General features: G+C 47.7%; 16 protein-coding genes and 1 pseudogene. 6 read left to right on the forward strand and 11 right to left on the reverse strand.

The window, feature by feature from the left end; genetic code table 11:
- The 3 genes and pseudogenes from IC21_RS05295 to IC21_RS05305 form a co-directional block, all read left to right on the forward strand.
- Nucleotides 1–233, forward strand: a pseudogene (locus tag IC21_RS05295) (hypothetical protein); the annotation flags it as partial.
- A gap of 241 nt (nt 234–474) precedes the next feature.
- Nucleotides 475–1,542 carry a D-alanine--D-alanine ligase gene (locus IC21_RS05300; RefSeq protein ID WP_019720996.1) on the forward strand — a complete coding sequence of 356 codons (1,068 nt, stop codon included), beginning with the start codon at nt 475–477 and terminating at the stop codon, nt 1,540–1,542.
- Nucleotides 1,543–1,601: 59 nt separating this feature from the next.
- Nucleotides 1,602–2,978, forward strand: a complete 1,377-nt coding sequence (locus tag IC21_RS05305) for a UDP-N-acetylmuramoyl-tripeptide--D-alanyl-D-alanine ligase (RefSeq protein WP_019720995.1) — start codon at nt 1,602–1,604, stop codon at nt 2,976–2,978.
- A gap of 83 nt (nt 2,979–3,061) precedes the next feature.
- On the opposite strand, the gene IC21_RS05310 is transcribed toward IC21_RS05305, so the two are convergent.
- The 11 genes from IC21_RS05310 to IC21_RS05360 all read right to left on the reverse strand — a co-directional run bounded on the left by IC21_RS05310 (nt 3,062) and on the right by IC21_RS05360 (nt 18,010).
- A complete protein-coding gene (locus IC21_RS05310) occupies nt 3,062–4,729 on the reverse strand; it encodes a glycoside hydrolase family 13 protein (protein WP_013860699.1) in 1,668 nt (555 codons plus the stop codon).
- Nucleotides 4,726–7,008: a maltose phosphorylase MdxK gene (mdxK, locus tag IC21_RS05315; RefSeq protein ID WP_029142419.1), complete on the reverse strand. Its 2,283-nt coding sequence runs from the start codon at nt 7,006–7,008 to the stop codon at nt 4,726–4,728. The genes IC21_RS05310 and mdxK overlap by 4 nt, the downstream gene beginning before the upstream one ends.
- A gap of 29 nt (nt 7,009–7,037) precedes the next feature.
- The gene (locus IC21_RS05320) at nt 7,038–7,880 is read right to left on the reverse strand and encodes a DUF1189 family protein (RefSeq protein ID WP_019720992.1); all 843 of its coding nucleotides are present in this window, start codon (nt 7,878–7,880) and stop codon (nt 7,038–7,040) included.
- Nucleotides 7,881–7,976: 96 nt separating this feature from the next.
- Nucleotides 7,977–8,828 carry a sugar ABC transporter permease gene (locus IC21_RS05325; protein WP_019720991.1) on the reverse strand — a complete coding sequence of 284 codons (852 nt, stop codon included), beginning with the start codon at nt 8,826–8,828 and terminating at the stop codon, nt 7,977–7,979.
- A 1-nt stretch (nt 8,829) separates the two neighbouring features.
- A complete protein-coding gene (locus IC21_RS05330; protein WP_019720990.1) occupies nt 8,830–10,137 on the reverse strand; it encodes an ABC transporter permease subunit in 1,308 nt (435 codons plus the stop codon).
- Between the two features lie 87 nt (nt 10,138–10,224).
- Nucleotides 10,225–11,496, reverse strand: coding sequence for an extracellular solute-binding protein (locus IC21_RS05335; RefSeq protein ID WP_029142420.1), 1,272 nt, complete (start codon nt 11,494–11,496; stop codon nt 10,225–10,227).
- Nucleotides 11,497–11,700: 204 nt separating this feature from the next.
- A complete protein-coding gene (locus tag IC21_RS05340; RefSeq protein WP_029142421.1) occupies nt 11,701–13,506 on the reverse strand; it encodes an alpha-glycosidase in 1,806 nt (601 codons plus the stop codon).
- 19 nt (nt 13,507–13,525) lie between these two features.
- Complete coding sequence (locus IC21_RS05345) at nt 13,526–15,217, reverse strand: glycoside hydrolase family 13 protein (protein WP_029142422.1); 1,692 nt, start codon at nt 15,215–15,217, stop codon at nt 13,526–13,528.
- 160 nt (nt 15,218–15,377) lie between these two features.
- Nucleotides 15,378–16,334 carry a LacI family DNA-binding transcriptional regulator gene (locus IC21_RS05350; RefSeq protein WP_029142423.1) on the reverse strand — a complete coding sequence of 319 codons (957 nt, stop codon included), beginning with the start codon at nt 16,332–16,334 and terminating at the stop codon, nt 15,378–15,380.
- Nucleotides 16,335–16,340: 6 nt separating this feature from the next.
- Nucleotides 16,341–17,024: a beta-phosphoglucomutase gene (gene pgmB, locus IC21_RS05355; RefSeq protein WP_029142424.1), complete on the reverse strand. Its 684-nt coding sequence runs from the start codon at nt 17,022–17,024 to the stop codon at nt 16,341–16,343.
- 365 nt (nt 17,025–17,389) lie between these two features.
- Complete coding sequence (locus IC21_RS05360; protein WP_029142425.1) at nt 17,390–18,010, reverse strand: LysE family transporter; 621 nt, start codon at nt 18,008–18,010, stop codon at nt 17,390–17,392.
- A 653-nt stretch (nt 18,011–18,663) separates the two neighbouring features.
- Between IC21_RS05360 and cshA the strand changes: the two genes are divergently transcribed.
- From cshA to IC21_RS16145, 3 genes are all read left to right on the forward strand, one after another.
- On the forward strand, nt 18,664–20,091 hold the full coding sequence (gene cshA, locus IC21_RS05365) for a degradosome RNA helicase CshA (protein ID WP_029142426.1): 1,428 nt from the start codon (nt 18,664–18,666) through the stop codon (nt 20,089–20,091).
- 302 nt (nt 20,092–20,393) lie between these two features.
- On the forward strand, nt 20,394–20,792 hold the full coding sequence (tnpA, locus tag IC21_RS05370) for an IS200/IS605 family transposase (protein ID WP_035180610.1): 399 nt from the start codon (nt 20,394–20,396) through the stop codon (nt 20,790–20,792).
- Nucleotides 20,793–20,803: 11 nt separating this feature from the next.
- Nucleotides 20,804–20,875, forward strand: a 72-nt coding sequence (locus IC21_RS16145; RefSeq protein ID WP_155116791.1) for a helix-turn-helix domain-containing protein, incomplete at its 3' end; no start/stop codon positions are given.

Genomic DNA, 20,875 nt, shown 5'->3' on the forward strand with positions numbered 1-20,875 from the left:
AAGTAAAGCACGGTAGCCGAAAGTGTACAAAAAGAGTGTCTTGGAATACCCGATATTTAAACCTTGTCGAGAAAAACTTGACACATACAATTGAAATCCCGTTCTGGACGATCGGCGATTTTCATGATATGGATGAAATGCACGAAGAATATGCCGTCATCTCCGGCACGCCAATCGATGGAAAAATGGTCTATGACCGCAGGATGCAGGAATGGAAAATTTTAATCCATTAGACGCCCATGTGCGGTGAACGCTGTACCAGCGCAGCAGATGGATGAAAAGCAGCTGGCGCAATGTTTCAGGATAGAAAAGCGGGGAAGCCACCCCGCTTTTCATTATACACGTGTTACACAAATGCCTGTTTTGACATACAATAGGGAAGAAACTGAACAAATCAAAATGGCAAATTTGGCGCACACCGGGTGTGTAAAATGTTAAAATAGGAATATCCTGTTCGTATGATGGAGGATGACAATGAAAAAGAAAATCTGTTTGCTTTACGGCGGAAAATCCGCTGAGCATGAAGTATCCCTGCAAACCGCCAAAGCTGTAATACAGGCCTTGGATCACGAAAAATACGATATTTACCCTATCTTCATTACAACGGAAGGGGACTGGATAAAAGGGCCGCTTTTAACCGGGCCTGTTGAAACCGTGAAACAGCTTGAATTCCATGACGGAAAGAAAATGGCCCCTAATGCGCTTTTAACCACCGTATCGGACGAAAAGGGCGGCTATGACATCATTTTTCCGCTGTTGCACGGGCCGAACGGGGAGGACGGCACCGTACAGGGCATGCTTGAACTGTTAAATCTGCCGTATGTTGGAAATGGCGTGCTTGCCTCTTCAGCCGGAATGGATAAAGTGATTATGAAAAACCTGTTTGCGCAAGCCGGGCTCGACCAGGTGAAATATGTTTCTTTTATCCGCAGCGAATGGGAAAAAGCGCCCGAAACCTGTTTTCAACAAGTGGAAGAAAAGACCGGTTACCCTTGTTTCGTCAAGCCGGCGAATCTCGGTTCAAGTGTCGGGATCAGTAAGTGTAAAGACCGCACAGAACTGGAAGCCGCATTTAAGGAAGCCTTTCAATACGACCGGAAAATCATTGTTGAAGAAGGCGTCACGGCAAGGGAAATTGAACTTGGCGTGATCGGGAATGACGATCCGCAATGTTCCGTTGCCGGCGAAATTGTCGCGAAAAAAGATTTTTACGATTATAAAGCGAAATACGAAGATGGGGATACGGCGTTAATCATTCCGGCCGAAATTTCCGAAACGGTATATAAAAAGCTAACCGAAGCTGCGATTACGGCATTTAAAGCACTCGACTGCTCGGGGCTGGTGCGCGCTGACTTTTTTGTGACAGAAGACGAACGGGTGATCATCAATGAAATCAATACGATGCCCGGATTTACGCCATTCAGCATGTTTCCGCTTCTGTGGAAAGAGGCGGGGCTGGATTACCCGCAGCTGATCGAAAAGCTGATTGAACTTGCCCTGGAGCGGCATGCTGAAAAACAGCGGATTAAATATACTTTGTAACGAATTTGGAACCATTGACAATGGTTCCCGTTCTGTTTTCAAGGAGGAAAAGAGCGAAAATGATCAGACGGACGATCCGGGAAATGACCGGAATGATCCATGTGGAAAACGGGGAAGAACTGCAGCGCAACGAAACGCTTGTACAAGGTGTATGCATTGATTCGCGCAAAATCGAAAAAGGTAATCTGTATGTGCCGCTTACAGGCAGGCATGCGGACGGCCATCAATTTGTGGAGGACGCATTTCGCAGAGGCGCAGCTGCATCCCTCTGGCAAAAAGATGTGCCGAACCCGCCGGCGCACGTGCCGCTTCTTATCGTGGAAGATACAGAGAAAAGCCTGCAGGAATTGGCAAAAAGCTACCGGAACGCCTTGCGGGCAAAAGTCGTCGGCATTACCGGCAGCAACGGGAAAACGACGACAAAAGATATGGTCGCCTCCGTCCTTTCCGAAAAATTTAAAGTGCAAAAAACAGAAGGCAATTTTAACAACCACCAGGGCGTTCCGTTAACGCTCCTGTCCCTTGATGAAGATACGGAAATCGCCGTGGTGGAAATGGGCATGAGTGCAAAAGGGGAAATTTCTTTTCTAACATCGATTGCCCGCCCGGATGTGGCCATTATTACAAATATTGGCGAGGCGCATATTCAAAATCTCGGTTCCCGTGAAGCGATTGCCGATGCAAAACTCGAAATTACAGAAGGCCTTCCGGAAAACGGGCTGCTGATCTATATGGGGGACGAACCGCTTTTGCAGGAACGGGTGCCAAACATTACCGGCATCCGGACAAAGACGTTCGGCAAAGGGCACGGAAATGATCTTTATCCGGTGGGATGGAGACAAGAGACAAACGGCAGCGCGTTCCGGACAAATGCTTCGGGGGATATCAGTTTTCATCTGCCTGTCCTTGGCGAATACAATGTTATCAATTCGCTTGCCGCCATTCTTGCCGGCCGCGAGTTTGGCATGCCATTTGAGGAAATCCGCGCAGGCCTAGGGAAAACGAGGCTGAGCGCAATGCGGATGGAAATGGCGGATGGCATCAACGGTTCAAAAATCATCAACGATGCATATAATGCAAGCCCGACGTCGATGCGTGCGGCCATCCGGCTTGTGGAGCAGTTTGAAGGAACGGGCCGGAAAATCCTCGTGCTCGGGGATATGCTTGAACTAGGTGAAAAGGAAGCGGCGTTTCACAGGGAGGTCGGCCGCAGCTTGAACCCTGAAAAAATTGATTTTGTTTTTACATATGGCAAGTTGGGCCGTTTGATCGCGGAAGCTTGCGATTTTCCGGGCAACCGCGTGTTTGCGTTTGAGGACAAGGAGCGGTTGATCGATATGTTGAAAGGAAAAATCGGAGCCGGCGATTTGATTCTGGTCAAAGCCTCAAGAGGCATGCAGCTAGAAGAAGTGGTAAAGGCCATTACAGTTTCATAAAGGAAACAGCAAAGAGCCCCTCATACGTAGTATGGAGGCTCTTTGCATAAAAAGGCCATCGGGCAAAAACCGCACGCAAAAAACTATTTTTCCAGATAGTAAATGGCCGCTTCATACGGGCGGAACAGCGTGCTTGTGCCAGTATCTTCATAGTTTCCAAGCAGCAGTTTCCAGTTGTCATCCGGTTGATCAAAGCTTACTGTGTTTTCGCTTAAGTTGGCGGCAACGAGCAGTTTTTCCGATTCATTTTCCCTCGTGTACACGTACAAATGCGGATGGTCCGGCATCAGCAGCTCATACCGGCCGTCTGTAAACACATCGTATGAATGCCGCAGCTTAATCAAAGATTGATAGTAATAAAAAATCGAATCAGGCTCTTGAAGCGCTTTTGCCACGTTGATCTCCGAATAGCGGGAATTGACTTTAAGCCACGGTGTTCCGGTTGTAAAGCCGGCATTCAAACTGCCGTCCCACTGCATCGGCGTCCGTGCATTGTCGCGTCCTTTTTTTCGGACAGCTGTTAAAAATTCATCTTTCGACATGATTTGGTTTTCCATCACAAGCTCTTGATAAGCATTCCGGATTTCAATGTCATCATATTCTTCGAGTTCGAGATCGGCGTTCACCATCCCGATTTCTTCCCCTTGATAAATAAAAGGGGTCCCTTTCAGCCCGTGCAAAATGGTGGCAAACGCTTTGGCACATTCTGCCCGGTACGTTGTATCATTGCCCCAGCGCGATACCACCCTCGCCTGGTCATGGTTTTCAAAATAGAGCGCATTCCAGCCGGTATCCGCGAGCTCATATTGCCAGCGGGAAAGGATTTGTTTCAATTCGACCAGGTCAAAAGGCTTCAAAGCCCATTTGCCGGCAGGGCTGCCCGGTTTCGTATCGACATCCATATGTTCAAAATTAAAAATCATATTGAGTTCATGGCGGTCCGGCCCTGTATATTTCCTGGCGATTTCGACATCGGATCCGATGGCTTCCCCGACAGTCATGCAGTCGTATTTTGACAGCACTTCGCGGTTCATTTCCTGGATGAACGCATGGAGGCGCGGCCCGTTTGCATGATACTTGCCAATGCCGTATTTTTGCCCTTCCGGAAGTTCATAATCAGGAAAATCAAGAAACTTGGAAATCGAGCCGATCACATCCATGCGCCAGCCGTCCACCCCTTTATCCATCCAGAACTTCATCATATCGTAAATCTCTTTCCGCACTTTTTCGTTTTCCCAGTTTAAGTCAGGCTGTTTCTTTGAAAAATAGTGCAAATAGTATTGCCCGGTTGTTTCGTCGTACTCCCAGGCGGAACCGGAAAACATCGAACCCCAGTTGTTCGGAGGGGTGCCGTCCGGTTTCGGGTCTTTCCAAAAATAAAAGTCGCGGTACGGATTATCCTTCGATTTCCGGCTTTCGACAAACCAGGCATGTTCATCGGAGGTATGGTTCACGACAAGATCCATTACGATTTTGATCCCGCGTGCATGGGCTTCGTCAAGCAGGCGGTCCATATCTTCATTTGTCCCGAACATCTTGTCGATCTTGCGGTAGTCACGGATATCGTAGCCATTGTCATCCTGCGGCGAGTCGTACACCGGGCTGATCCAGATGCAGTCGATCCCGAGTGTTTTCAAATAGTCGAGCTTATCCATAATTCCCCGCAAATCGCCGATCCCGTCACCATTTGTATCATAAAAACTGCGCGGGTAAATCTGGTAAACAACGGCTTTTTTCCACCATTCTGTCATGAAGGCTCATACTCCTTCGTGTACGTATTTGCTAGATGGATGAATTCCCCATATAACTTCAATTGAAGCGGTTTGCCTTCCAGAAGGGAGACGGCGACTTCTCTTTTGTTCACTTTCACTTCAAGGAGGCGGTGCCGGTAATTGACTTTAAATGCGTATTCATCCCAGTCTTTCGGCAAAAACGGCGCAAACGACAAGGTTTCATGGAAGGTGCGCATGCCGGCAAACCCGTGGACAATGGAGAGCCAGCTTCCGGTCATGGACGTGATGTGCAACCCGTCTTCCGTATCATGGTTATAGTTGTCAAGATCAAGCCGGGATGTGCGTTTATACAGTTCGACCGCTTTGTCTTCTTTCCGGAGCTCAGCCGCCAGAATCGCATGGACGCAAGGGGAGAGGCTCGATTCATGGACGGTGAGCGGTTCGTAAAATTCAAAATGGCGCCGCTTTTCCTCTATTGTAAACTCATCATTGAAGAAATAAAACCCTTGCAGGACGTCTGCCTGCTTAATATAACAGGAGCGGAGGATCCGGTCCCATGACCAGTGCTGGTTGAGCGGCAGGTCTTCTTTCGGGAGGCAGGCGGCCGGTTTGATCGGTTTATCCAGGAAGCCGTCCTGCTGCAGAAAAATGCCCAGCTCTTCATCATACGGGAAATACATCCGGCCGATAATATCCTGCCAATGCGCGCGTTCTTCATCCGTAACATTCAGCGCGGCTGCTTTTTCCGCACCGGCAAAATCAAGGGACGCAAGGGTGTATTTAAGCGTCCAGACGGCAATTCGGTTTGTGTACCAGTTGTTGTTGACGTTGTTTTCATACTCGTTCGGGCCGGTTACGCCATGGATCATGTATATTTGCTTTCGCTCGGAAAAATGGACGCGGTCGGCGAAAAAGCGGCTGATGCCGACGAGGACATCAATCCCGTACTGGCTGATATAGGCTTTGTCGCCGGTGTAATTGACATAATTGTAAATGGCATAAGCAATGGCGCCGTTCCGGTGAATTTCTTCGAATGTGATTTCCCATTCGTTATGGCATTCGATTCCGGTAAAAGTGACCATCGGGTATAAAGCGCCTTTCAGCCCGAGTTTTTTTGCATTTTCATACGCCTCGGGGAGCTGATGGTAGCGGTAGAGCAGTAAATTTCTTGTGACTTCCGGCGTGGCAACAGACAGATACATGGGTACGGCATAGGCTTCTGTATCCCAGTACGTCGCGCCGCCGTATTTTTCGCCGGTGAAACCTTTCGGGCCGATGTTTAAGCGCGGATCATCGCCGTAATAGGTCGAAAAAAGCTGAAATAGGTTAAAGCGGATCCCTTGCTGGGCTTCCGGATCGCCGGAAATGCGGACGTCTGCTTTCTCCCACCGTTTATGCCAGGCTGCTGCGTGCTCCTCATATAGCTTTTCGTACCCGTTTTCCAAAGCCTGTTCAAGCAATTCGTAGGCGCGGGAGAGGAGCGCATCCTTTTCATAGTCCCGGCTTGTCGTGACAGAAACCATTTTATCCAGAAGGAGCGACTCGTTTTCGCCGAGCGTTTTTTCATATACATGGCCGGCATAAAGCGTATCCGACTCACAGGAAGCAAGCGTTGCCTCCGTCAGATTGCCCATGGCGGCGGCTACGGTAAAACGGGGAACGCCAAACGGGTTTTCAATTGTTTCCGTGACAACCGCGGCCTTGTCTTCCGTTGCCTCAGACCGGATTTCCGTCCAGAACATTTCATCATAATTGGCGTCTTCGTTTTTGACATTGCCATCCAGAAAAGGTTTTAATGTGAGTACGGCCGGATTGCCAAGATTGGTGGCACGGATTCGGATCGCGGCAATTTCTTTATGGACAATGCTGAAAAAACGTTCAAATTCAATTTTGACTTTCTTGCCGGACTTTTCGACAAGATAGGAATGGCGCAAGACGGCATTTTTCATATCAAGTTCCAGCTGAAATTGTTCGAGCGGGTCCAGAAACAGGTCAATTTCCTCTTGATCAATCCAGACGCGCAACCCGGCAAGATTGACCGCGTTAATGACTTTTCCGAAATAATCGGGATAGCCGACTTTCCACCAGCCCACCCTTGTTTTATCCGGGTACCAGACCCCTGCAATATATGTGCCCTGGTGATGATCCCCGGAATAAGACTCCTCGAAATTTCCGCGCATGCCCATATAGCCGTTTCCTAAAGAAGTGATGCTTTCCTGAAGCCGGATATGTTCACGGTGGAGCTTCGTTGTTTTTAAAGTCCATTCATCTACATCGAAAAGTCGGTTGTAATACATTAGAAATCCTCCTCGTCAGCATTTTGTACTTACATGTCGTCCGTCAGAAATTTTGTTTTTAAAAAAATCATCGCAATGAAAAGCACCATGCCCAGTGATTGGATCATCATCATAGTTGCAGCACCTGCGCCGGCAAAGCCTGCCAACATGGCAATAATGGATGGAACCCCTGCTGCAGACAGCGTAATGGTTGCAGCCTGTTTCAATGACCGGATGCCGGAAAAACTTGAAAAACGTGTCAGGCAAAGTATCAGGGACACTGCCCCCATCAATAGCATATTGCTGAAAAGAAACAGGATTCCGATCAGGCATGAAACAAGCGGAATCAGGATGACTTTATGTTGCCGGAACCAGAGAGCGCCGGCAAAAGAAGCAAGATCACGGCCGTTTTGGATGATGATCTTCTCGTTTCCGGCCGGGTAGCGGACGGAAAAGCCAAAGCCGTTTTCATCAGTCAGAATGAGCCGGTCTTTCCGGAAAAGGAGCGCATTTTTGTAATGCGCGACTTTTGTATGGTAACGGCTTTCCGAAACGGCCGTGGTTTTGCGCGGATCAAAGGAGATAATCGTATCTCCGTGCTCCTTTGTCCACGCGTTGCCGGATTGGAGCACGCCGTTTTGAAAGGAAAGGACGGCGTGCTGCCCGGTATACCCGGTTTGTATCGCTGCATTTAAATGCGGCGCCACTTGCTCTAAGCTGATATTTCCTGCCCGCGCAAAAGAGAGTGAAAGCGGGGCAATCAGGCAGGCGTTTAAAAAGAGAAAAATGAGAATCAGTTTCCAAACGCTAAGCGCACCCCGGTACCGGAAAATTTTTACAGGTGAAACGATCATCGCAAAATAACCAGCAGGGAATCTTTGAATCTGTTCCATAAGCAATCCCACATTTCAATAAAGTATGCTATGTTTTTTACAAGTTTTTTCCGCCCGGGCCGGCAGCTGTTAAAGCTGTCCATCCCGTTACGCCCTTTATCCTTTTGTGCCGCCCGACGTCAGCCCGGATACAAAGTTTTTTTGCAGGAAGAAAAACAAAATACAGATTGGCAGCGCGGCTAAAATGGCGCCGGCAGCAAAGAGCGTCACCTTTTGCTCGGTCGGGTTGGAAATAAATTGCTGGAGGCCGACTGCCACGGTTAAATGTTCCGGTGTCCGGAGCAAAAATTTGGCCAGCAAATAATCCCCGAACGGCCCCATAAATGCCCAGAGTGCCTGGACGGCAAGCATCGGTTTAACAAGCGGGAGCACAATTTGCCAAAATATGCGCAAATGGCCGGCCCCGTCAATTCTTGCAGATTCGTCCAAATCGCGCGGCACCGTATCGAAATACCCTTTCATCAGCCACGTATTCATTGGAATGCCGCCGCCAACATAAAGCAAGGTTAAAAACCAGTACGTGTCCAGCGCGTCCAGGATATTCGCCAGTACATAAAATGCGGTCAGGGCCGCCATTGTCGGAACCATTTGGATGATCAGGAAAAAGACAAGGCTGTACTTTCTTCCTTTAAAACGGTAGCGGCTGTAAGTGTAGCCAGCAAGGGTCACGATGACGACCTGCAAAACCATCGTTGCAACCGCGATGATAAGCGTGTTTTTATACCATTCCGGATACAGCGTCTGGGTAAACAGCTGGCGAAAATTGTCCAATGTCCAATGGGAATGAAAATCCAGCTGGAAGGAAACGATATTGGATTCCTTGAAAGCAGACGCCGCCGTAATCAGCAGCGGATACAGAATGATTACACTTAAAAGAATTAAAAACGCATAGGTGAAAAACCGGTTCCAGAAACGGGTGAATTTTTGATTTTTCATTAACGCCTTCATCCTACATCATCTCCTCATTGCCGAAAGCGTTCGTCTTTTTAAAGGCGATCATCGAGACGGCAATTACAATAAATGAAATCATAAGGGTAATCGCCGCTGCCATCGCGTACTGCGGCGATGTCCCGGTCGTCAGTTTATAAATCCAGGAAATTAAAATATCGCTCGCCCCGGCTCCCGCTCCGACACTGCCCGGCCCGCCGTTATTAAAGAGATAAATAATCGAGAAGTTATTGAAATTAAATGTGTACTGGGTGATCAGAACAGGCGCGGTGGCAAATAAAATCATCGGCAGGGTAATCCTGCGGAACTTTTGCCAGAAATTCGCGCCGTCAATGATGGCGGCTTCGTATAAATCGCCCGGGATCGACTGCAGGACGCCGGTGACCATCACATAAATATACGGGAAACCGAGCCATGTCTGGATCATGATCAAGGCCACTTTTGTCCAGAACGGATCCGTTTTCCACGAGATGGCCGGAATGTCGGTAAACGGAAGATGGTTGAGCAGCGGAATGACCTGGGCATTGATGGCGCCGATACTGTCATTGAAAATATTGGAAAAACTCATAATGGTAATAAAGGCTGGCACCGCCCACGGTAGCAAAAAAATGATCCGAAACAGCTTTTTCCCTTTGATAAAAGGCTGGTTTACCACACAGGCTGTTAAAATCCCGAGCACAATCTGGCCGGTGGTCGCGCATAATGTCCAGATGATTGTCCAGCTGAACACACTTGTAAACGTGGCCCGATACGAGCTAAGTGAAAAAATATTTAAGAAATTTTTGATCCCGACCCAGTCAATTAGGCGGAAAGGCGGAATATGATAAAAATCATAGTTTGTAAAAGCAGTGAACAGCGTCACAAGCACCGGAAAAATGATCACGAATGTCATGGCCACATAAGCCGGAATCGTCAGCAAATAAGGGAAGCCTGCATCCCATGCATTTTTTAAAATGGCCTTGGCAGATGTGTTGGCTGTCCCCTTTAAGTTCCAGATGGCGGCAACACGCCGGGCATCATAAATATTCAGCAAATAAAAAGCAAGAAAAATGGCGATCAAGATGATTTGCAGGGAACCCTTGATCAGCAGAAACAGCGAATGGTCAACCCGCGGGACAGAACCCAGCGTGATAAAACCGTTCATTGCCGGGATGCCTGCTATGACCATTTGGATGACAAAAAGGATAAAAATGGCCAGAAAAAGGACGCCTTTAAAAGGCTGCTTGTTATAAAACTGGCCGAGCCCCGGGATCAGGGAATAAAAGCCTGCTTTGCGGACGTCTTTCAGTTTATTCTGTGCAGTTTCCATTTTTTATTGCCTCATTTCTTTATTGGTCTGCTAACCATTTTGAAAACCAGGTGGGGGAGTGCCCCACCTGGAAATGAATAAAGCGGTCTATTTATTGGAATACTTTTGGGCAATATTGTCTTTGATCGTCTTCACCGCTGCATCGGCTGCCTGCTTTGGTGTTTTCTTGCCGCTCGCTGCGTCAAACATCGTCGATTCCATACCGGTCCAGACTTCTGCCATTTCCGGAACGTTTGGCATCGGCTGGGCATATTTGTACTGTTCAACAACCGCTTTTGTCAGTTCGTCATTTGTCGCAGCCGCTTTTTCGCGCGCAGCCGGGTTGGCAGGGACTTCTTTGTATTTTTCATAGAATTTGTAGCTGTTTGCGGAGTTGGTGACGTATTGAATCCATTTTTCCGCAAGTTTCGGTTCTTTCGTATAGTTGGAAGCGACCCATCCTTTTCCGCCGCTGAATGCTTCGTACTTGTTGCCGTTCGGAAGCGTCGGGATCGGGGCTGCGCCGTAATTTACTTTTGCTTTCGCGTAGGTTTCCGCCGACCAAGGACCGTCAATGACGGCAGCTGCTTTGCCCTTTGAGAATTCTTCTGTTACAAAGTCGCCGGAGCTTTTTGTATCTTTCATTCCTTTCGGCCAGATATCCTTGAACCAGTGTGTGGCGTACGTAATGGCTTTTACGGAACCGGCATTGTTTAATCCGATATCTTTTGTATTTGTGCCGTTATCGCCGAACACATAGCCGCCGTAACCTGCGAGCAAGCCGTAAGAATAGTAGAAGTCCGTCCATTTAACAAGGAACCCTGTATTCTTTCCGGATTCGGACGAAAAATTATATTTGCTGTCTTTCGCCAGTTTTTCAAGGTCGGCAAATGTTTTTGGCGGGCTTTTCAACAAATCTTTGTTGTAATAAAGGACGAGCGTTTCAATGACGAACGGGACGCCGTAAACTTTGTTGTCGATCATGACTTGGCGCTGGTCTTTTGCATCAAAGGCGCTGACATCTTTTTTGGACAGTTTAAGCAGATGCCCCTGCTGGCCGAGGCCACCGATCCGGTCATAAGGAGCGAGCATCACATCCGGGGCTTTTCCTGCCGGGCCGTCCAAAGGCAGTGCTTCCAGTTGGTCAAACATCGGCTTTTTGACCACTTTTACAGTACAATTGTTTTTCTTTTCAAAATCGCCCTTAATACTGTTGACATAATCGGCATATTTTTCTTCCACGGAAACCGTAAGCGTCTTTTTGCCGCCGCTGTCTTGAGAAGATCCGCTGTTTGTTTTTTTCGATCCCCCGCACGCGGCGAGCGCCATGATGACGCCCAAGACAAGTGTAAGCACGAACAGCTTCTTGAATACTTTCATTTTATGAACCTCCCTTTTTTGGTACAACCTTATTCAACCTTATTATAGAAGAGAGTAGAAAACGATTACAATGTAAAATTTTCTGTTAACGGTAACAGAATAAAAAGCCCCCTGCTAGGTATCCGGCAAGGGGGAGGGTTAGTTTGTGATTTTTAGAAACGCAATGGGAAGCGACGAATGGGTTTCACGAACGCTCCGGCCAGGTCAGTTTGTGATTTCCAGAATCGCAAAGTCCATTGGCGGGAGGACAAGGGTTTTGTTTGGAACCGGTTTGTTTTCCCACGCGTCTTTTACGGTGTCCGGTTTTACATCCAGCTCGCTCCACGGGATGGCCTGTTCTTGGTCCGAACGGTTAAAGGCAAACAGCAAGGTGCATTTTTCCCCTTTGCGCAGGAAGCTGACCACTTGTTTTTCGTTATCGGTTTTCAGCCAGACGAGATCGCCGTATGTCAAGGTTTGTTGATGGTCTTTCCGGAAGCGGATCAGCTTTTTCATAAATGCGAGCATGTCGCGGTCCTGCTTGTCTTCATCCCAGACCATGCATTTCCGGCAAAGCGGGTCACCTGCGCCGTCTATTCCGACCTCCGTGCCGTAATAAATGCACGGCGAACCGGTATGCGCGAACGTAAAGGCAAGGGCAAGCTTCACCTTTTGCTTGTCGCCGCCTGCCTTTGTCAAAATCCGCGGGGTGTCATGGCTGTCAAGCATATTAAACAAAACCTCGTTGTTGGACTGCATATAATGCATAAACTGCTGGTTGAGGCTGTGCATCAGTTTTTCGGCGGAAATTTTTTCATCCACAAAGTATTCAATTATTGTCTGCGTAAATGGATAATTCATGACCGAATGAAACTCATCGCCTAAAAGCCAAGGCCATGCATCATGCCAAATTTCGCCGAGAATAAAAACATCCGGTTTCTCGCCTACAACGGCCTGGTGGAACTTTTTCCAAAAAGCATGGTCGACTTCGTTGGCGACATCAAGGCGCCAGCCGTCAATGTCAAATTCACGGATCCAGTAAGTCGCAATATCGAGCAAATACTGTTGCACTTCGGGATTGGCCGTATTCAGCTTCGGCATGCTTGTCGTAAAAGCAAACGTATCAAATGAGAGCGTATCCTGCCCGTCAATGTTCCCGTTTTCGCCTTCGCGGACCGGGAAAGAGTGGATATGGAACCAGTCTTTGTAGCGCGATTTCTCCCCGTTTTCTAGCACATCCTGCCACTGTTTTGAATTTTTCCCGATATGGTTGAACACCGCATCGAGCATAATCCGGATCCCGCGTTTGTGGGCTTCTTCCACCAGTTTGCGGAATGTTTCTTTATCGCCGAAATGTGGGTCAATCGTAAAATAGTCGAATGTATCATATTTATGATTGGAAGGGGCTTCGAAAATCGGCGTCAAATAAATCCCGTTAATGCCAAGATCGGCGAGATAATCGAGATGGCCGATGATCCCCTCGAGGTCGCCGCCGAAAAAGTCGTCCACGCCCGGGTCTTTGCTTCCCCACGGCAGGGCATTTTCCGGAGAAATGGCGGGATTTCCGTTTGCAAACCGTTCAGGAAAAATCTGGTACCAAATGGTGGACTTCACCCAGTCAGGCGCCTTGAACATATCGGTTTCGTGCATAAACGGAAATTTAAAATAATAGTCGGGCACCCGCAGTGTATCTTCATTTACCGGGTAAAAGCCGCGCCCGCCATAAAAAATGTCGCTGCCATCCGTGCCGGTAAGGATAAAGGCGTACTGCAGGCGGCGGTGCGGCGGGCAGACTTCGGCAAACCAGACATCGTGCGCCTCTGTTTCAGCCTTTTTTTCCATTTCAAGGCGTTCAGATTCCCAGTGGTATTCCCCGTCTTCCTTTTTTTTAAATAAATACGGGTCTCCCCAAATGAGGACGGCTTTCTGAATGTCCCCTTTTTTCGTGCGCAGCTTCAGGTGCATCGTTTTTTTGTCATATATATACGCATCCGCGCTGAACGGCTGATGAAAAATTCCTGCAAATTCCATCTTTTCTCCTCCTCTTATGCTACATTTGTAATAAGACAAAGCATTCAAAAGGCGATAGCATCAGTTTGCTTGGCACCGCTTTGCTATGATAGCCGTTGTTATTGAGCAGGCATGCCCATCTGTGGCGGGTAAGTTCCGGGCAGGTAAAGGTCTGCAGTTTTTTCGATGTATTGCAGACAATCATGGCACAGCTGCCTTCATGCTTCCGTATATACGCGTAGATGTCCGGGTCCTCATCAGCCAGCATTTCCCAGCTGCCGGCCGTAAAGACAGGCATGGATTTTTTCAGTTCGATCAGCTTCCGGTAATAATGCAGCACGGAGCCGGGATCTTTTTCCTGCGCCGCTACGTTCACGGTCCGCGTATCTTCGTTGATGCCGAGCCACGGAGCATATGTAGAAAAGCCGCCGTATCGATCACTGTTCCACTGCATGGCGCCTCTTGAAGTATCTTTGGAACGCTGCTGCACCATTTTTAAAATTTCTTCCTCCGCAACGCCTTTCTTTTTCGCAATTGTGGCGAGCCCTTTGATACTTGGGTCTTCATAGTCTTCAAGCCGCGGGAGCTTCAAATTCACCATGCCGATTTCTTCGCCCTGCAGCAAAATCGGCAGCCCCCACTGCAAATACATCAAAGTGGCAAGCATCTTTGCGCTTTTTTGCCGGTATTTGCCTTCGTCCCCGAAGCGCGACAACGCCCGCGGCATATCATGATTATTCCAGTAGAGCGAATTGAAGCCTTCCCCGTACAGGTCATTTTGCCACCGGGACATCGCTTTTTTAAAAGCAAGCAAATTCCATTTTCCCTGTTGCCAGTTTTGCGGAATGCCGGGTTTTTTTGCTTCCGTGTCAAACCCCAAGTAGTTAAAGGTAATGATGCAGTCGCATTCTTCGCGGTCCGGCCTTGAATAAAGCCGGGCAAGCTTCGTGTCGGCGGAAGCTGTTTCCCCGATTAAAAAAGCTTCCGGATGCTTCGCTTTAATTGTACGGTTAAATTCACGGATATAATCATGGACACGCGGCAGGTTGGCATAATACTGTTCTGCAAGCACAAACGCTTCTTCCGAGTTTGTTTTAACGGGAAGAAAACGGGTGTCCTTTGCCAGGTGAATGACCGCATCCAGCCGGAATCCATCCACACCTTTATCCAGCCAGAATAGGGCGATTTTTGCCATTTCTTCGCGCACTTTTTTGTTCTCCCAGTTCAGGTCGGGCATTTTATCGCTGAACAGATGAAAATAATATTGCCCGGTCTGCTGATCAAAGGCCCATGTGCTGCCGCCGAAAAAGCTCGCCCAGTTCGTCGGTTCACGCCCTTCTACTGGGTCATGCCAAATGTAGTAATCCCTGTACGGATTTTCTTTACTTTTCCGCGCTTCCCGGAACCACGGGTGGCGGTCTGACGTATGGTTCAGCACAAGGTCCAGAATGATTTTGAGCCCGCGTTTTTTCGCTTCCTTGATCAGGTGTTCCACATCTTCCATCGTGCCGAAAACCGGGTCGATTTTTTCGTAGTTGCTGACATCATAGCCGTTGTCCACATGCGGCGATTCAAAAATTGGATTGAGCCAGATGGCCGTTGCCCCGAGATCGCGGATATAATCCAGCTTTTCAATGATGCCCGGGATATCGCCCACGCCGTCCCCGTTTGAATCTTTGAAACTGCGCGGATATACCTGATAAATGACATCTTTCCACCACGCATCTTGCAAAGCGGTTCACCTCCACGTTTCTTCTATACTCTTTCAACGTATCATCACCCCTTTATGCGGAACAACTTTTTCAGCGGTGTTACCGTTAACAAAATACTTTTTACGGGTTTGATTGGCCCAAGCCCATCCTGAAAAAAATAAGCAACCGGTGTAAGACTGCTTATTCACAGACGGTGGAGGGGCGGATGACCACTTCCGGTTCAAAAAACCGGTGTCCCTGGGATTTCCCGTTTTCCTGAATTTTTTTCAACAGCATACGTGCACACGCTTCCCCCATTTTTACAACGGGCTGGCGCACGGTTGTAATATGGGGGGCGGAAATCCGGTCAAGAAACACCCCGTCAAAACCGGTGACTGCAACCTCACTTGGTATGGCGAGCTGCAGCGATTGGGCGGCTCTGATCACACCGAGGGCAATCCGGTCGCTTGCGCATACAAACGCGCATCTTTCCTTCCGGCTGGATAAAATTTTTTCCGCTTCTTGCTGGGCGGCGCTTGAACTGTTTTTGACCCTGCAAAGAAACGGCGGCAATCCGTTTGCTTCGGTTGCATCCAGATAACCTTTTTGTCTCGCAAACATAAAGGGCTCTTGCAGGTCAATGCCGAAAAAATAAATTTTTTTAAATCCGCGGCGAATGACATGCTCTGTTAACAGCCGTACGCCTTTTTCATTGTCCACATCAATAAAATCAAACCCTCTGTCATTTTGCCCGAATAAAATCACCGGTTTGGAAAATTCTTTTAAAATGGTATCGTAATCCTGGCTGCGGACACCCGTCGCAATCACACCGTCGCACTGGCCGATGTCCTTCGATTTCCGTGTGACCAGCTGAAGCGAGTAGTGGTTTTGGTCGAGCTCCTTGGCAATGCCGGTCAGCAAGTTCATATAATACGGCTCTGTCGTGTCTATTTCTTCCAATATCATGAACTTGATGACCTGGGTACGGTTGGAGACGAGGGCACGTGCCGCATAATTGGGTACATAGTTCAACTGCTCCATCGCCTCATATACCAGTTTTTTTAAATCATCTCTAACCTGTTCGGGGTGGTTAAGGACCCGTGAAACCGTCATCTTTGAAACATTCGCCTGTTTTGCGACATCGGAAATGGTAGCCATCACGCCTCACCCTTTATTTTTCAGAAGAAATGCGCTTTCGATTTTTTCAAAGTTAAGATCCTGCGTCCCTTCAACAAGGAAATCCGCCTGCTTCATGTTTTCCGACGTGCCGACCCCGACTGCAAACATGCCGGCCGCTTTAATGGCCTGGATGCCGGCTTCCGCGTCTTCAATGCCGATGCAAAATGCCGGATCCGCGTTCAGCTTGCGGGCGCCGGTTAAAAAGATTTCCGGATCCGGCTTACCGTGCTGAATGCGGGCAGCGTCCACGATTTCATCAAAAAAGGAAGCCACCCCCAGTCTGTCGATGACAAACATAGCGTTTTTGCTCGCGGAAGCCAGCGCTGTTTTGATTCCCCTTTCCTTTATATCTTCGAGCAGGTTGTGGATGCCCGGAAGCAAATCGGCAGGGGAAATTTGGCGGATCAGTTCTTTGTAATATTCATTTTTCCTGTCCGCGAGCTCGTTCAGCTTTTCTTCGGAAAAGGAAGGCTCCGGCCGGGCGTTCTCCAATATTTTCTTTAAAGAGTCCATGCGGCTAAGCCCTTTAAGCGCTTCATTAAAATGGCGGTCAAAAGGAATCTGCAGCTCATCAGCCAGCTTTTTCCATGCTAAGTAGTGGTATTCCGCAGTATCTGTGATGACCCCGTCTAAATCAAAGAGAACGGCTTGGATATGTGATGCTCCCATTGACAATTCTCCTCCAACTTATAAAGTTTGATTGCTGTTATGATTAGTATACGGGAAATTTCTCTTGAAAACTATAGAACTATATAAGTTGCTTGTCGAAATCAGCAGAAAAGGCGAAAAAGATCCGGAAAAAGCGAAAGAACCGGCGAAAAGAGGGAAAACCCGATGCACTTCGAAAAGCGCGGTTTAAATGAAAGGATTCCATGTCCACTTCAAAAATCATTCCTTTATTTGAAAAAAGGGTGACTGAATCGGCAAAAAGGGCCGGACGGGAAAAAAGCGGGCGGAGAGCAAGAACGGGCTGATTTTTTCCGGAAAACCAGCGAAAAGGTACAAGAGTCCGGCGGGCCTTTTGTTTGCTTATGCTACAGGCTCTTGACCGCCTGAATGCCGAAATAAATGCCGAAACCGACAAGAGACAGGCCGGACAGCCTCGAAATGAAAAGAATCAAACGGTTGGTTAACAGTTTTCCGAAGCTGCTTGAGACGGCAGCCATCGAAAAGTCCCACAGCGCCACCCCGATAAAGATGGCCAGGCTGTAGAGGAGAAACTGCTGTGGGCCTACGGATTCAGCTGTTTTTGCAAGCACGGAACCGTAAACGCCGAGCCAGAATAAAATGGTGAGCGGATTGGTCAGAGACATTAGAAAACCGGTCAGGAATGATTTTGACAATTTTTCTTTGTTTCTCATCAAACCGGAAATCGGCTGATTGGCTGCAATCATGCTTTCAATGCCGGTGTATGTAAGGACAAAGCATCCGAAAAACCAAAGGAATGATTTTACAAATCCGATGCTGAGCAAATGGACGACACCGAGATAAACGAGCAGCATATACAAACCGTCTGCTGCCATGGCGCCGATTCCGAGCAGCCATGAGTGGAGAAAGCCATTTTTAATCCCCTTGTCAATTTGAGCGGCATTCACCGGCCCGATCGGCGCAGCAAGCGATAGCCCCAGAAAAATATAACTAAACATGCTTTCCATCATTTTCCCCAGCCTTTCCATCATGCGATTGATATATTTGTATTCAGAAACCATAGCCTGTACAACTAATAAAAGCAAAATGGATGCCATAAATGGAAAAAATGAACCCAAACGATGAAAGTGCATAAACAGAGTCGATGGGTTAAAAGTGCGCCATTATTCTTCCATGGATTGAAGAAATAAAAATCTTAAATTGCAATATTAAATGCAACAAGTATTGAAAGACCAGATAACCCATGATTAAGTAGAATCGGGACACGCTGCGCAACTTGACGTGGAGTGGCGGGCATGGTAGCTTGGTTGGCCCAGCCAGTACCGTATACCTGGCTTCATGGCTGGTAGCCATGCCCGCAGAGGCTCTTTGTCAAGTTGCTAAAAACCAACCCTTTGGGTTAGCTGGCTTAAGGTTAAGAAGCTAAGCCAGCTAACTAGCGGCGACCATTGGTACCGAAAAATTGAAAGTCCCAAAATGATTGTGAAAAAACCACGGCTCCATATTCGTTGAAATCTTGCCGTATTCATGTTACGATTACCGTACATCGTTTACGCTTTTAGCTGACAATGCTCAAAAGAGTATATTTTGTTGCCGAAAAGGGTAAAACCCTAAGGAAGACATGCGGCCCTGTTGAACGTTTAGAAGGAGATTGAGAAGATTGACGAAGTTTTCAGAATTAAATTTAAGCCCGGCGATTTTAAAAGCTGTGAAAAGAATGGGATTTGAAGAGGCATCGCCGATTCAGGCAGCTACCATTCCGCTCACCATGCAAGGGAAGGATATTATCGGCCAGGCGCAGACAGGTACGGGAAAAACTGCAGCATTTGGCATACCGTTAATTGAAAAGATTGATCATAGAAGCCGTAATATTCAAGGAATCATTATCGCGCCAACACGCGAGCTTGCCATTCAGGTATCTGAAGAATTGTACCGGATCGGCCAGGATTCGCGCGTTCATGTGCTGGCTGTTTATGGCGGTCAGGATATTTCGCGTCAGATCCGTGCGCTGAAGAACCATCCGCAAATTATTGTCGGAACACCGGGACGGATTCTTGACCATATACACCGGGGAACCTTGAAACTCGACCATGTGCATACGCTTGTGCTTGACGAAGCGGATGAAATGTTGAATATGGGCTTTATTGATGACATTGAAGCCATTCTTTCCACCGTGCCGAAAGACCGCCAAACGATGCTGTTCTCGGCAACCATGCCGGATCCGATCCGGAAAATTGCCGAACGATTCATGAACAACCCGGAACTTGTCCGTGTGAAAGCAAAAGAAATGACCGTTCCGTCTATTGAACAATACTACATTAAAGTCCAGGAACGTGAAAAATTCGATGTATTGTCAAGGCTTTTGGATGTACAGTCTCCGGACCTTGCGATTGTGTTTGGGCGCACGAAGCGGAGAGTTGATGAACTGGCGAATGCCCTGACCTTGCGCGGCTATCTTGCAGAAGGTATTCACGGTGATTTGAGCCAGGCGAAACGCTTATCGGTACTCCGAAAGTTTAAAGACGGGAAAATTGATGTGCTTGTTGCCACCGATGTTGCGGCACGCGGGCTGGATATCTCGGGTGTAACCCATGTTTACAATTACGATATTCCACAGGACCCGGAATCCTATGTGCACCGGATCGGAAGAACGGGCCGTGCCGGACGGGAAGGCATGGCAATGACCTTTGTCACGCCGCGGGAAATGGGCTATCTCAAAACGGTTGAACAGACAACGAAAAAGAGAATGCTCCCGATGCGCCCGCCGACCTGGGATGAAGCGTTTGAAGGGCAGCAGCGCGTCACCATGGAACGGATCGGGGAAACCATCAAAGAAGGCAATATTGATGAATATATGTCGGTAGCGAAAGAGCTGCTTGCAGAATATGACCCGGCTGAGGTCACGGCAGCTGCTTTGAAACTGATGACGAAAGAGCCGGATAAAACACCAGTTCATATTTCAGAAGAACGGCCGCTTCCGCATAAAAAAGACCATAGCAGACGGGGCAAGCCTGCAGGGTCCTACAAAGGGTCTTACAATAAGGGAAGAAAGCCGAGAAGAACAACAACAAACCGCAAACCATTTTAACCAAACGAAGGCGGGGCCAAAAAAATAGAGCATCATCAGCTTTACGAGCGGGCCGGTTTGTATCCGGCTGCGACTCTTTACAAGTAAAAATGCCGGTATGGCAAAAGTGCCGGCGCCCCATTAAAAAAGCAACGGCAGCTCCCGTTGCTTTTTTTAACGGCTTTCTGAAAGAAGTCTCCCATCCTCAAGGAATGTGAAGGTGCGAATCGCACCAATGAGTAGGTGGGAGATGAATTTCGGTTGGCTTTAGCCAAAGGTTTTGATATAATCAGTCTTAGATGGAATAAAGGGTTTATATATCAATGAAATTAGATAGTGATAATCATTCAGTATTCTTACTGCATTATCACCTTGTATTGGTTGTAAAATACCGTAGACAAGTGTTCGATAGCAAAATATCTGATTTTGCAAAAGATATGTTCGCTGAGATTGGAAGTAAATACAATATTTCTTTAGTGGAATGGAATCATGATAAAGACCATATCCACATCTTATTCAAAGCAAATCCTAACTCTGAACTATCAAAGTTCATCAACGCCTATAAGAGTGCAAGTTCTCGACTGATAAAAAGAGACTTTCCACATATAAGAAAAAAACTATGGAAAGAAATGTTTTGGTCAAGAAGTTTCTGCCTACTTACAACAGGCGACGCTCCAATAGATACCATCAAAAAATATATTGAAAATCAAGGTCAAAAGTGAGGTGAATTGATATGGCCAAGCAAAACAAAGCTTTCAAGTTTCGTTTGTTACCAAACAAAGAACAATCCGCATTATTAGCTAAG

It is taken from the genome of Heyndrickxia coagulans DSM 1 = ATCC 7050, assembly GCF_000290615.1.
Lineage (GTDB): Bacteria > Bacillota > Bacilli > Bacillales > Bacillaceae_C > Weizmannia > Weizmannia coagulans.

Bases quoted from the DNA above. Each gene is read 5' to 3' on its own strand.
- IC21_RS05360 (WP_029142425.1), bottom strand. From the start codon at position 18,010: ATGGAAAGCATGTTTAGTTATATTTTTCTGGGGCTATCGCTTGCTGCG.
- tnpA (WP_035180610.1), top strand. From the start codon at position 20,394: ATGAAATTAGATAGTGATAATCATTCAGTATTCTTACTGCATTATCAC.
- IC21_RS05340 (WP_029142421.1), bottom strand. From the start codon at position 13,506: ATGGAATTTGCAGGAATTTTTCATCAGCCGTTCAGCGCGGATGCGTAT.
- IC21_RS05305 (WP_019720995.1), top strand. From the start codon at position 1,602: ATGATCAGACGGACGATCCGGGAAATGACCGGAATGATCCATGTGGAA.
- IC21_RS05300 (WP_019720996.1), top strand. From the start codon at position 475: ATGAAAAAGAAAATCTGTTTGCTTTACGGCGGAAAATCCGCTGAGCAT.
- IC21_RS05325 (WP_019720991.1), bottom strand. From the start codon at position 8,828: ATGAAGGCGTTAATGAAAAATCAAAAATTCACCCGTTTCTGGAACCGG.
- IC21_RS05320 (WP_019720992.1), bottom strand. From the start codon at position 7,880: ATGGAACAGATTCAAAGATTCCCTGCTGGTTATTTTGCGATGATCGTT.
- IC21_RS05350 (WP_029142423.1), bottom strand. From the start codon at position 16,334: ATGGCTACCATTTCCGATGTCGCAAAACAGGCGAATGTTTCAAAGATG.
- mdxK (WP_029142419.1), bottom strand. From the start codon at position 7,008: ATGTATTACAACCGACTTTTCGATGTAGATGAATGGACTTTAAAAACA.
- IC21_RS05335 (WP_029142420.1), bottom strand. From the start codon at position 11,496: ATGAAAGTATTCAAGAAGCTGTTCGTGCTTACACTTGTCTTGGGCGTC.
- IC21_RS05330 (WP_019720990.1), bottom strand. From the start codon at position 10,137: ATGGAAACTGCACAGAATAAACTGAAAGACGTCCGCAAAGCAGGCTTT.
- pgmB (WP_029142424.1), bottom strand. From the start codon at position 17,024: ATGGGAGCATCACATATCCAAGCCGTTCTCTTTGATTTAGACGGGGTC.
- IC21_RS05310 (WP_013860699.1), bottom strand. From the start codon at position 4,729: ATGACAGAATGGTGGAAAAAAGCCGTTGTTTACCAGATTTACCCGCGC.